The sequence below is a fragment of the Mycobacterium sp. 852002-50816_SCH5313054-b genome (genome assembly GCF_001667185.1).
Taxonomy (GTDB): Bacteria; Actinomycetota; Actinomycetes; order Mycobacteriales; family Mycobacteriaceae; genus Mycobacterium.
Map to the genome: position 1 here is coordinate 24,717 of NZ_LZIC01000029.1, position 11,376 is coordinate 36,092.

At 71.7% G+C, this 11,376-nt stretch carries 12 protein-coding genes; 10 read left to right on the forward strand and 2 right to left on the reverse strand.

All coding sequences use genetic code 11. From position 1 onward, the window contains the following. Positions 1-13 precede the first annotated feature (13 nt). The 3 genes from A5787_RS04780 (at position 14) to A5787_RS04790 (ending at position 2,664) form a co-directional block, all read left to right on the forward strand. Complete coding sequence (locus A5787_RS04780) at positions 14-1,216, forward strand: cysteine desulfurase family protein (protein ID WP_066962405.1); 1,203 nt, start codon at positions 14-16, stop codon at positions 1,214-1,216. After that, positions 1,217-2,293 (forward strand): tRNA 2-thiouridine(34) synthase MnmA, encoded by a 1,077-nt coding sequence (gene mnmA, locus A5787_RS04785; protein WP_156763766.1) that lies wholly within the window; start codon positions 1,217-1,219, stop codon positions 2,291-2,293. An 86-nt stretch (positions 2,294-2,379) separates the two neighbouring features. Further along, positions 2,380-2,664: a DUF4190 domain-containing protein gene (locus tag A5787_RS04790; protein ID WP_066962408.1), complete on the forward strand. Its 285-nt coding sequence runs from the start codon at positions 2,380-2,382 to the stop codon at positions 2,662-2,664. Position 2,665: 1 nt separating this feature from the next. Here A5787_RS04790 and A5787_RS04795 read toward each other — a convergent pair whose 3' ends face one another. After that, the gene (locus tag A5787_RS04795; protein WP_231993822.1) at positions 2,666-3,319 is read right to left on the reverse strand and encodes a sensor domain-containing protein; all 654 of its coding nucleotides are present in this window, start codon (positions 3,317-3,319) and stop codon (positions 2,666-2,668) included. An 86-nt stretch (positions 3,320-3,405) separates the two neighbouring features. Here A5787_RS04795 and A5787_RS04800 point away from each other — a divergent pair, with 86 nt between their 5' ends. The 4 genes from A5787_RS04800 (at position 3,406) to ligA (ending at position 7,417) form a co-directional block, all read left to right on the forward strand. Then, the gene (locus A5787_RS04800; protein ID WP_066962411.1) at positions 3,406-4,419 is read left to right on the forward strand and encodes a methionine synthase; all 1,014 of its coding nucleotides are present in this window, start codon (positions 3,406-3,408) and stop codon (positions 4,417-4,419) included. Between the two features lie 69 nt (positions 4,420-4,488). Next, positions 4,489-4,974: an SRPBCC family protein gene (locus A5787_RS04805; RefSeq protein ID WP_066962414.1), complete on the forward strand. Its 486-nt coding sequence runs from the start codon at positions 4,489-4,491 to the stop codon at positions 4,972-4,974. Continuing rightward, a complete protein-coding gene (locus tag A5787_RS04810; RefSeq protein WP_066962417.1) occupies positions 4,971-5,285 on the forward strand; it encodes a helix-turn-helix transcriptional regulator in 315 nt (104 codons plus the stop codon). The genes A5787_RS04805 and A5787_RS04810 overlap by 4 nt, the downstream gene beginning before the upstream one ends. A 38-nt stretch (positions 5,286-5,323) precedes the next feature. Next, positions 5,324-7,417 (forward strand): NAD-dependent DNA ligase LigA, encoded by a 2,094-nt coding sequence (gene ligA / locus A5787_RS04815; protein ID WP_066962420.1) that lies wholly within the window; start codon positions 5,324-5,326, stop codon positions 7,415-7,417. A 4-nt stretch (positions 7,418-7,421) separates the two neighbouring features. On the opposite strand, the gene A5787_RS04820 is transcribed toward ligA, so the two are convergent. Then, positions 7,422-8,078 carry an amino acid-binding protein gene (locus A5787_RS04820; RefSeq protein ID WP_156763767.1) on the reverse strand — a complete coding sequence of 219 codons (657 nt, stop codon included), beginning with the start codon at positions 8,076-8,078 and terminating at the stop codon, positions 7,422-7,424. A gap of 91 nt (positions 8,079-8,169) precedes the next feature. Here A5787_RS04820 and gatC point away from each other — a divergent pair, with 91 nt between their 5' ends. The 3 genes from gatC (at position 8,170) to A5787_RS04835 (ending at position 11,055) form a co-directional block, all read left to right on the forward strand. Beyond that, positions 8,170-8,469 carry an Asp-tRNA(Asn)/Glu-tRNA(Gln) amidotransferase subunit GatC gene (gatC, locus tag A5787_RS04825; protein ID WP_066962426.1) on the forward strand — a complete coding sequence of 100 codons (300 nt, stop codon included), beginning with the start codon at positions 8,170-8,172 and terminating at the stop codon, positions 8,467-8,469. Then, positions 8,466-9,953, forward strand: coding sequence for an Asp-tRNA(Asn)/Glu-tRNA(Gln) amidotransferase subunit GatA (gene gatA / locus A5787_RS04830; protein WP_066962428.1), 1,488 nt, complete (start codon positions 8,466-8,468; stop codon positions 9,951-9,953). Before gatC ends, gatA begins: the two co-directional genes overlap by 4 nt. A 70-nt stretch (positions 9,954-10,023) precedes the next feature. After that, a complete protein-coding gene (locus tag A5787_RS04835; protein ID WP_066962431.1) occupies positions 10,024-11,055 on the forward strand; it encodes an ATP-dependent 6-phosphofructokinase in 1,032 nt (343 codons plus the stop codon). Positions 11,056-11,376 lie beyond the last annotated feature (321 nt).

Here is an 11,376-nt window from a genome sequence, read left to right on the forward strand (position 1 = left end):
CGTGGGGCGCGTCATGGTCTACCTCGATCACGCAGCCACCACCCCGATGCACCCCGCCGCCATCGAGGCGATGACGGCCGTGCTCGGCACGGTCGGCAACGCCTCGTCACTGCACACCAGCGGCCGGGCGGCGCGGCGGCGGATCGAGGAATCCCGCGAGCTGATCGCGGCCAAGCTGGGCGCGCGCCCGTCCGAGGTCATCTTCACGGCCGGCGGCACCGAGAGCGACAACCTGGCCGTCAAGGGCATCTACTGGGCCCGGCGCGCGGCCGATCCGCGGCGCCGGCGCATCGTCACCAGTGAGGTCGAACACCACGCCGTGCTGGACTCGGTGAACTGGCTCGTCGAGCACGAGGGCGCCGAGGTGACCTGGCTACCCACCGCCGCTGACGGCTCGGTGTCGGCGGCCGCGCTGCGCGAGGCGCTGCAGGGCCACGACGACGTCGCGCTGGTGTCGGTGATGTGGGCCAACAACGAGGTCGGCACCCTGCTGCCGGTCGCCGAACTGGCGGCTGTGGCGGCGGAGTTCGGGGTTCCGATGCACAGCGATGCCGTGCAGGCGGTGGGACAGCTGCCCGTCGACTTCGCCGCCAGCGGGCTGTCGGCGATGAGCGTCACGGCCCACAAGTTCGGCGGCCCGCCCGCCGTGGGGGCGCTGCTGCTGCGCCGCGACGTCACCTGCGTGCCGCTGTCGCACGGCGGCGGCCAGGAGCGCGACATCCGCTCCGGCACACCCGATGTCGCCGGCGCGGTCGGCATGGCGGCGGCGGCGCGGATCGCGGTGGACGGGCTCGAACCCAACGCTGCGCGCCTGCGCGCACTGCGCGACCGGCTGGTCGAGGGGGTGCTGGCCGGCATCGACGACGTCAGCCTCAACGGCGCCCGCGATCCGTCCCCCGCAAGCGGGAGGTACCCCCAGCGGCTGCCCGGCAACGCGCACTTCACCTTCCGCGGTTGTGAGGGCGACGCGCTGTTGATGCTGTTGGACGCCAACGGGATTGAGTGTTCGACCGGTTCGGCCTGCACGGCCGGTGTCGCGCAGCCGTCGCACGTGCTGACCGCGATGGGCGCCGACCCGGCGAGCGCCCGAGGATCGCTGCGACTCTCGTTGGGGCACACCAGTGTTGACGCCGACGTCGACGCCGTCTTGCGGGTGCTGCCCGGCGCTGTGGACCGCGCTCGACGGGCCGCGCTGGCCGCCGCGGGGGCGCCGTAAGTGAAGGTCCTCGCCGCGATGAGTGGTGGCGTCGACTCGTCCGTCGCCGCCGCTCGCATGGTCGACGCCGGGCACGATGTGGTCGGCGTGCACCTGGCGCTCTCCTCGGCGCCGGGCGCGTTGCGCACCGGCTCGCGCGGCTGCTGCTCGAAGGAGGACGCCTCGGACGCGCGCCGCGTCGCCGACGTCCTCGGAATACCCTTCTACGTCTGGGATTTCGCGGAGAGGTTCAAGGCGGACGTGATCGACGATTTCGTCGAGTCGTACGCCCGCGGGGAAACGCCGAACCCCTGCGTGCGGTGCAACCAGCGGATCAAGTTCTCGGCGCTGTCGGCGAAAGCCCTTGCGCTGGGCTTCGATACCGTCGCCACGGGCCACTATGCCCGGCTGTCCGGCGGGAGGCTGCGCCGCGCCGTCGACCGGGACAAGGATCAGTCGTACGTGCTGGCCGTGTTGACCGCCGAGCAGTTGCGGCACGCGGCGTTTCCGATCGGGGACACGGCGAAGCCCCACATCCGGGCCGAGGCGGCCCGGCGCGGACTGGCCGTCGCCGACAAGCCCGACAGCCACGACATCTGCTTCATCCCGTCCGGGGACACCCGGGCCTTCCTGGGCGAGCGGATCGGGGTGCGCCGCGGCGCCGTCGTCACCGCCGACGGCGCCGTGCTGGCCACCCATGACGGGGTGCACGGTTTCACCATCGGGCAGCGCAAGGGCCTGGGCATCGCCGGGCCGGGACCCGATGGCCGCCCGCGATACGTGACGTCCATCGACGCCGCGACGGGCACGGTTCAGGTAGGCGAGGCCGCCGACCTCGACATCCGCGCGCTGGTCGGGCGGTCCCCGGTCTTCACCGCGGGGGCCCCGCCCCAGGGCCCCGTCGAGTGCGCCGTGCAGGTGCGGGCGCACGGTGAAACGGCCGGAGCCGTCGCCGAGTTGGTGAACGACGAACTCGTCGTGCGGTTGCGGGTCCCGCTGCGCGGTGTGGCGTGCGGCCAGACGCTGGTGCTGTACCGCCCGGACGCCGACGGCGACGAGGTGCTCGGCAGTGCCACGATCGCCGGCACCTCGCGCTGATCTGCTCGGTTCCAAGAATTCGTTGAGGATGCGCCAAGGGCCGCCGCCGAACCTTTTCCTGACAGCCAGGAAAGGAATCGGCAGACATGAGCACACACCAGATCGCGGCACGGGAGGTGCCGGCCGTCCAGACCAACGCGCTTGCCATCGCGGCGTTCGTGCTGAGCCTCATGGGCATGTACGGCAGCCCGATCTTCAGCGGCGTCCTCGCCGCCGTCGCGTTGCGCCAGTCCAGGCACCGCGAGCAGAACGGCTACGCGCTGGCGATCGCCGCGCTGGCGGTCTCGGTTGCCTTCACGGCCTTACACGTCGCGATGTGGATCCACAGCGGCCAGGCGAATTTCGAGCTGTTCAGCACGGCGCACTGGTGAGCTAGCCGGGAACGTTGGCGGCGATGTTCGTCATCACGATGTCGGACACCGATTGCGCAAAGCCGCAGAACGTGACCTCCACCATGGCCACCGACAGCACCCGGTAGTCGCGCCCGCACCCGCCGGGCCCCAGGTGCAGCGAGTTGGCGTTGGCGGTCCAGTCGCCGACCAGCAACTGGCCCGACGAGCCGCCCGCGCAGTTCCCGACGGCGGTCACCAGGGCGCCGAAGGCGCGCCGCGCGGTGTCGGCGTCCGGATAGGCCGCGGCGCCCTCGGAGATCAGCGCGCCGTCGGGCGGGTCCTGGAACGTGGTCTTGTGGAACTCCTCGATGTCGGGCCCGAACGTCGCCGTCTCGGCATAGAGGAACCGGCATTCGGCGGGGGTGGTGTCGGCGAGGGCGTCGATGTCCACCGGCCGGCTGCCATCCATCGAGGGGATGATCGTCAGGTGCTCACCGGCGCCGGTGATCGCGCGCATCCGTGGCTGGTCCAGCAGGATGGTGTCGACGTTGACGCCGTGCACGCCCTTGGCGGCGGGCCCGAATCCCGGCAGGGCGGCGCCGCCCACCACCCGGGTGCACGCCGTCAGCAGCACCGCGCCGCACACGCATAACAGCAGCCGCCACGCCCACGCCGATCTCGCTCCGTGCCACACCCTTCACACCCTTCTCGGCTTGAACCTACCCGCCCCGAACACCCCTCGCGACCGGCGTGCGATGCGCCGTCGAATACGGTTGGCCGGTGAGTGTTTTCGCGACGGCCAGCGGCATCGGTTCCTGGCCCGGGGCGGCGGCCCGCCCGGCCGCCGAGGTTGTCGTCGGAGAGTTGGCGGGCGCGCTGGCCCACATCGTCGAGCTGCCCGCCAGGGGAGTGGGCGCCGACCTGCTGGGGCGGGCCGGCGCGCTGCTGATCGACGTGGCCATCGACACGGTGCCGCGCGGCTACCGCATCGTCGCCCGGCCCGGCGCGGTGACGCGCCGCGCGGTCAGCCTTCTCGACGAGGACATGGACGCGCTGGAGGAGGCCTGGGAGGCGGCGGGGCTGCGCGGCGCCGGGCGCGTCGTCAAGGTGCAGGCCCCCGGCCCCATCACGCTGGCCGCCGGCCTCGAGCTGGCCAACGGCCATCGGGCCATCACTGATTCGGGTGCCGTGCGCGACCTGACCGCGTCGTTGGCCGAGGGCGTCGCGGCACACCGGGCGGCGCTGGCCCGGCGACTCGACACGACGGTGGTGGTGCAGTTCGACGAGCCGTCGCTGCCGGCGGCCCTGGACGGACAGCTGGCCGGGGTGACGGCGCTGAGCCCGGTCGCCTCGCTCGACGAGGTGGTTGCCGAGGCGCTGTTGGCTACCTGCGTCGCGGGCGTGGGCGCCGAGGTGCTGCTGCACAGTTGCGCCCCCGGACTGCCGTGGGATCTGTTGCAGCGCAGTGGCGTTGGCGCGGTTTCGGTCGACGTGGGCACGCTGAGCGCGCCGGATCTGGACGGGATCGCCGCGTTCGTCGAATCGGGCCGCGCCGTCATGCTCGGCGTCGTCGAAAGCAGCGCCCCGCAGCGCAGGCCCGCTGCCGAAGAGGTGGCCGCGGCGGTGGTCGCGGTGACCGATCGACTTCCGTTCGAGCGTTCGGCGCTGCGCGATCGCATCGGCGTCGCGCCGGCGTGTGGGCTGGCGGGGGCGACGCCCCAGTGGGCCCGGGCCGCGATCGGGCTCGCCCGCAAGGCCGCCGAGGCGTTCGCGGAGGACCCGGACGCCATCTAGTAGTGCAACCAAAAGGTTGCGCTTTACCGCCTCCGGGTGCTGTACTAATAGGCAACCAGGAGGTTGCATATGAGCACTGATCGCATTCAGAAACAAGTCGTATTGCACGCGCCGCTGGACCGGGTGTGGCGGGCCGTCACCGAGGCCGAGGAGTTCGGGCGCTGGTTCGGCGTGCGCTTCGACGGGCCCTTCGTCGCCGGCGAGCCCGTCACCGCGACGATCACCCCGACCGTCGTCGACGAGGAGGTCGCCAGGCGCCAGGAGCCGCACGCCGGGGTGACCAGCACGTGGCAGATCGTCGCCATCGAGCCGCGGCGGCGGTTCGCCTACCGCTGGCACCCGTGCGCGGGCGAGCCGGACCTCGACCAGGAGCCGACCACGCTGGTCGAGTTCGTCCTGGCCGAGACGCCCGACGGCGTGCTGCTCACCATCACCGAATCGGGATTCGACGCCATCCCGGAGGCGCGCCGCTCGTCGGCGTTCGAGTCGAATTCCGAGGGCTGGGCCATGCAGACCGATCTGGTGCGCCGCTATCTGGAGGACGCCCGGGTATGAGCGCGGTCGCGGCGCCGATCTTCGACGCGCTCGGGGATCCCAACCGGTTGCGCATCGTCGTGCGGCTCTGCGAGGACGGGCCCAGCTCGACATCGCAAGTCACCCGGGCCATTCCGGTCACGCGGCAGGCGGCCAGCAAGCACCTGGCGCTGCTGGAGAATGCCGGGCTGGTCTCCAGCAGCCGCCGGGGGCGCGAGCGCGTCTGGACTGTGCGGACCGAGCCGCTGGCCCAGGCGAGCGACTACCTCACGCAGTTGTCTCGCCGCTGGGACGCCGCGGTCGACCGGCTGCGCGCGTACGTGGAGGAGTGAGCCGGGCCGGCGTCGGCCCCCTTCGATAGCCTGCGAAGGTGACTTCAGCCGAAGCTGACCCGGTGGCGCCCGAGATTCGCCGGGAATGGCGCGAACTCGCCGACGAGGTGCGCGAACACCAGTTCCGCTACTACGTGCGCGACGCGCCGATCGTCTCCGACGCGGAGTTCGACCAGCTGCTGCGGCGGCTCGAAGCGCTCGAGGAGCAGCACCCCGAGCTGCGCACGCCCGATTCGCCCACCCAGCTCGTGGGCGGCGCCGGCTTCGCCACCGATTTCGCCGAGGCCGAACACCTGGAGCGGATGCTGTCGCTCGACAACGTGTTCAGCGCCGACGAATTCGAGCTGTGGGCGGGCCGCGTGCGCGGCGAGGTCGGCCCGGACGTTGGGGACGTGCCCTACCTGTGCGAGCTCAAGATCGACGGCGTCGCGCTGTCGCTGGTGTATCGCGACGGCCGGCTGGTGCGGGCGGCGACCCGCGGCGACGGCCGCACCGGCGAGGACGTCACGCTGAACGCCCGCACCATCGACGACGTTCCCGAGCGGCTGACGGCGGCCAAGGGCTACCCCGTACCGGACGTTCTCGAGGTGCGCGGGGAGGTGTTCTTCCGCCTCGCCGACTTCGAGGCGCTCAACGCCGCGCTGGTCGAGGACGGCAAGGCGCCGTTTGCCAACCCGCGCAACAGCGCCGCCGGATCGCTGCGCCAGAAGGACCCTGCGGTCACCGCGCGGCGCAAGCTGCGGATGATCTGCCACGGGGTGGGGCGCACCGAAGGTTTCCGGCCCGCCACGCTGCACGACGCCTACCTGGCGCTGGGCGCGTGGGGCCTGCCCGTCTCCGAGCACACCACCCGGGTGGAAAACGTGGGCGGCGCACTCGAGCGCATCACCTACTGGGGCGAGCATCGCCACGACGTCGACCACGAAATCGACGGCGTGGTGGTCAAAGTCGACGACGTGGCGCTGCAGCGCAGGCTCGGGTCCACCTCGCGGGCGCCGCGCTGGGCGATCGCGTACAAGTACCCGCCCCAGGAGGTGCAGACCGAGCTCCTCGACATCCGCGTCAACGTCGGCCGGACCGGGCGCGTCACGCCGTTTGCGTTCATGACGCCGGTCAAGGTCGCCGGGTCGACGGTGGGGCTGGCCACCCTGCACAACGCCGCGGAGGTCAAGCGCAAGGGCGTGTTGATCGGCGACACCGTGGTGATCCGCAAGGCCGGCGATGTGATTCCCGAGGTGCTGGGCCCGATCGTCGACCTGCGCGACGGCTCCGAACGCGAATTCGTCATGCCCACAACGTGTCCCGAATGCGGCACCCCGCTCGCCCCCGCGAAGGAGGGCGACGCCGACATCCGCTGCCCCAACGCCCGCTCGTGCCCGGCGCAGTTGCGGGAGCGGGTGTTTCACGTCGCCGGCCGCGGCGCGCTGGACATCGAGGGGCTGGGTTACGAGGCCGGCATCGCGCTGCTGGCGGCCGGGGTGATTGCCGACGAGGGGGACCTGTTCACCCTCACCGAGGACGACCTGCTGCGCACCGAGCTGTTCCGGACGAAGGCCGGCGGGCTGTCGGCCAACGGCGCGCGGCTGCTGGCCAATCTCGGTGCGGCCAAGGCGAAGCCGCTGTGGCGGGTGCTGGTGGCGTTGTCGATCCGGCACGTCGGGCCGACGGCCGCCCGCGCGCTGGCCACCGAGTTCGGGAGCCTCGAGGCGATCGAGGCGGCCTCCACCGAGCAGCTGGCCGCGGTCGAGGGCGTCGGCCCGACGATCGCCGCCGCGGTCACCGAGTGGTTCACCGTCGACTGGCACCGCGCGATCGTCGACAAGTGGCGGGCGGCCGGGGTGCGGATGGCCGACGAACGCGACGCCAGCGTGCCGCGCACGCTGGCGGGCCTGACTATCGTGGTCACCGGTTCGCTGGCGGGCTTTTCCCGCGACGACGCCAAGGAGGCGATCGTGTCGCGCGGCGGCAAGGCCGCGGGGTCGGTGTCGAAGAAGACCGACTACGTCGTGGCCGGCGACGCGCCCGGATCCAAGTTCGACAAGGCGGTGGAGCTCGGCGTGCCGATCCTCGACGAGGACGGCTTCCGAAAGTTGTTGTCCGACGGGCCCACCGAGCAGCCGCCCGCCGAGTGAGGGGTCAGCGCAGCATCGTCGCGACGATGCCGGCGAGGTAGCCCAACCGGGCCACCTCCGACGGCCGGAATTCCGGGCCGGGCCGGCCCAGCACCACCGCCGTGTGCGGGTCGCCCAACGGCGCCGCGACCATCGTCATGTTCATGTCACGCCACGCCTGCGGCACCCACTCGGCGCTTCCGTCGAGCGCCGACGCGCGCTCGATCGGCAGCCAGGGGGCCGAATCCGCCTTGGTTTCGGGAGCGCCCGGGCTGGCGGCGAGGCGCTCGAGCTCACCGCCCGAACTGCGCAACACGGTGCACCAGCTGACCCGCAGCACCTTCGGCGCCTCGTCCGCGAGCACCTGGAGCCGCGCGGCGTTGTCGCCGGCGGCGGCGACATGGTCGAGGAGCTCCAGCTCGCGGTGGGCTTCCAGCAGCCCGGTGTGCGGCCGGACGCTGTCCACGCGGACGTTGGGTAGCGACTCGGCCGCGGTGATCAGCCGGTCCGGCATCGCCCCCGGTGGCAGCTCGATGACCAGGTCGTCGATCGCATACCCCGAGCTGCGCTCCACCACGTCGAGCGACAAGATGTCGGCGCCCGCCGAGCCGAGCGCCACTGCCAGCGAACCCAGGCTGCCCGGGCGGTCGGCCAACTCGATGCGCAGGAGGTACGACGGCACGGCCAACACTGTCGCACAGCTATGTATCCACAACATTTCGGCGAGCCCTGAGTGCCCGGCGGCCGCAGCCACCCGGTTAGGCTTTCCTGTCGTGTCTCAGATCTCCCGCGACGACGTGGCGCACCTGGCCCGGCTCGCCCGGCTGGCGCTGACCGACGGCGAGCTGGACAGCTTCGCCGGCCAACTCGACGCCATCCTGACCCACGTCAGCCAGATTCAGGCCGTCGACGTCACGGGCGTCGAACCGACCGACAACCCCCTCAAGGACGTCAACGTCACCCGTCCCGACGAAATGACGCCGTGCCTGACGCAGGCCGAGGCGCTGGCCGAAGCGCCCGAAGCCGTCGACGGCCGCTTCGCCGTGCCGCAGATCCTGGGGGATGCCGAGTGACCGAGATCTTCCGCTCCGACGCCGCGACGCTGGCCGCTCGCGTCGCCGCAAAGGAGCTGTCTGCCACGGAAATCACCCGGGCCTGCCTGGACCGGATCGAGGCGACCGACGATCGCTACCACGCGTTTCTGCACGTGGCGCCCGACGAGGCGCTGGCGGCCGCGGCGGGCGTCGACAAGGCGGTGGCCGCCGGCGAGCGGCTGCCGTCGGCGCTGGCCGGGGTCCCGCTGGCGCTCAAGGACGTGTTCACCACCGTCGACATGCCCACCACCTGCGGCTCCAAGATCCTGGAGGGGTGGCGTTCCCCCTACGACGCGACCGTCACCGCGCGGTTGCGCGCCGCGGGCATCCCGATCCTGGGCAAGACGAACATGGACGAGTTCGCGATGGGCAGCTCGACGGAGAACTCCGCCTACGGCCCCACCCGCAACCCGTGGAACCTCGACCGGGTGCCCGGCGGCTCGGGCGGCGGCAGCGCGGCGGCGCTGGCCGCGTTCCAGGCGCCGCTGGCCATCGGCACCGACACCGGCGGCTCCATTCGCCAGCCGGCCGCGCTGACCGCGACCGTCGGCGTCAAGCCCACCTACGGCACGGTGTCCCGCTACGGGCTGGTCGCGTGCGCGTCGTCGCTGGACCAGGGCGGGCCGTGCGCGCGCACCGTGCTCGACACCGCGCTGCTGCACCAGGTGATCGCCGGGCACGACGGCCGCGACTCGACCTCCGTCGACACCGAGGTGCCCGACGTCGTGGCCGCGGCCAGGGCCGGCGCGGACGGTGATCTGCGGGGCGTGCGCGTCGGGGTGGTCCGGCAGTTGCGCGGCGAGGGTTACCAGCCGGGGGTGCTCGCGTCGTTCGAGGCCGCCGTCGAGCAGTTGACCGCGTTGGGCGCCGAGGTCAGCGAAGTCGACTGCCCCCATTTCGACCACGCGCTGGCCGCCTACTACCTGATCCTGCCGTCCGAGGTGTCGAGCAACCTGGCCCGCTTCGACGCGATGCGCTACGGGCTGCGGGTCGGTGACGACGGCACGCACAGCGCCGAGGAGGTCATGGCGCTGACCCGCGCCGCCGGCTTCGGGCCGGAGGTCAAGCGGCGCATCATGATCGGCACCTACGCGCTGTCGGCCGGCTACTACGACGCCTATTACAACCAGGCGCAGAAGGTCCGCACGCTGATCGCCCGCGACCTCGACCGGGCCTACGAATCCGTCGACGTGCTGGTGTCGCCCGCGACGCCGACCACCGCGTTCCCGCTCGGCGAGAAGGTCGACGACCCGCTGGCCATGTACCTGTTCGACCTGTGCACGCTGCCGCTGAACCTGGCCGGCCACTGCGGCATGTCGGTGCCCGCCGGGTTGTCCCCGGACGACGGCCTGCCGGTCGGGCTGCAGATCATGGCCCCCGCGCTGGCCGACGACCGCCTGTACCGGGTGGGAGCCGCGTACGAGGCGGCCCGCGGTCCGCTGCCCGCGCCCCCGACGGCTTAGTCGCGCGTTAGTCGCGCGTTAGTCGCGCCCTAAACGAGCCGTGGCCGGGCCGACCAGGCAAGATAAAAAGATGCGGATCGGAATTCTCACCGGGGGCGGCGACTGCCCCGGGCTCAACGCCGTCATCCGGGCGGTGGTGCGCACCTGCGACTCGCGGTACGGCTCGTCGGTGGTCGGGTTCCAGGACGGCTGGCGCGGGCTGCTGGAGAACCGGCGCATTCAGCTGCAGAACGACGACCGCAACGACCGGCTGCTGGCCAAGGGCGGAACGATGCTGGGCACCGCGCGCGTGCACCCCGACAAGCTGCGTGCCGGGCTGAACCAGATCAAACAGACCCTGGACGACAACGGCATCGACGTGCTGATCCCGATCGGTGGCGAGGGCACGCTGACGGCCGCGCATTGGCTCTCGGAGGAAAACGTTCCCGTCGTCGGCGTGCCCAAGACCATCGACAACGACATCGACTGCACCGACGTGACTTTCGGCCACGACACCGCGCTGACCGTCGCCACCGACGCCATCGATCGGTTGCACAGCACGGCCGAATCCCACCAGCGGGTGATGCTGGTGGAGGTGATGGGTAGGCACGCCGGATGGATCGCGTTGAACGCCGGGCTGGCGTCCGGCGCGCACATGACACTGATCCCCGAGCAGTCCTTCGACGTCGAGGAGGTGTGCCGGCTCGTCAAACGTCGCTTCCAGCGCGGCGATTCGCACTTCATCTGCGTCGTCGCCGAGGGCGCCAAGCCGGTGGCCGGCTCAATCCAGTTGCGCGAAGGCGGAATTGACGAGTTCGGCCATGAGCGCTTCACCGGTGTCGCCGCGCAGCTGGCCGCCGAGGTCGAGATGCGGATCAACAAGGAGGTGCGGGTGACGGTGCTGGGCCACGTCCAGCGCGGCGGCACCCCGACGGCCTACGACCGGGTGCTGGCGACCCGGTTCGGCGTCAACGCGGCCGACGCCGCCCATGCCGGCGAGTACGGCCAGATGGTCTCGCTGCGCGGCCAGGACATCGGCCGGGTGTCGCTGGCGGACGCCACGCGCCAGCTCAAGCTGGTGCCCGAAAGCCGCTACGACGACGCGGCGGCTTTCTTCGGCTAACGGGTGCGCGCTGTGCGAACAATCGGTGGCCCGGAATTGACGACCGCCTGAATTTGCCGGCGAATTGCGCAGCTCACGGCAAAACGGCGCGATATTGGTGGTTTTCTGCCAGTTTAAAGCGGTTATACCGGGACGTATGAGCAACCGCGGTTCACTTCGCGGAATCGTTCAGCCGCCCGCATCGGCAGGGCCCCCGCGCCCGCCGGGCCGTCAGCGGCCGCCGCCGGGCTGGCCCGCCAGCGCCGACCCTCAGCTCAGGGCGGGGTCGGCAAGACCGCGGTGGTCGAGGCGTTGGGCTCGACGTTCGCCGCCGTGCGCGAC

Bases quoted from the DNA above. Each gene is read 5' to 3' on its own strand.
- A5787_RS04780 (WP_066962405.1), top strand. From the start codon at position 14: ATGGTCTACCTCGATCACGCAGCCACCACCCCGATGCACCCCGCCGCC.
- A5787_RS04790 (WP_066962408.1), top strand. From the start codon at position 2,380: ATGAGCACACACCAGATCGCGGCACGGGAGGTGCCGGCCGTCCAGACC.
- A5787_RS04805 (WP_066962414.1), top strand. From the start codon at position 4,489: ATGAGCACTGATCGCATTCAGAAACAAGTCGTATTGCACGCGCCGCTG.
- A5787_RS04810 (WP_066962417.1), top strand. From the start codon at position 4,971: ATGAGCGCGGTCGCGGCGCCGATCTTCGACGCGCTCGGGGATCCCAAC.
- A5787_RS04835 (WP_066962431.1), top strand. From the start codon at position 10,024: ATGCGGATCGGAATTCTCACCGGGGGCGGCGACTGCCCCGGGCTCAAC.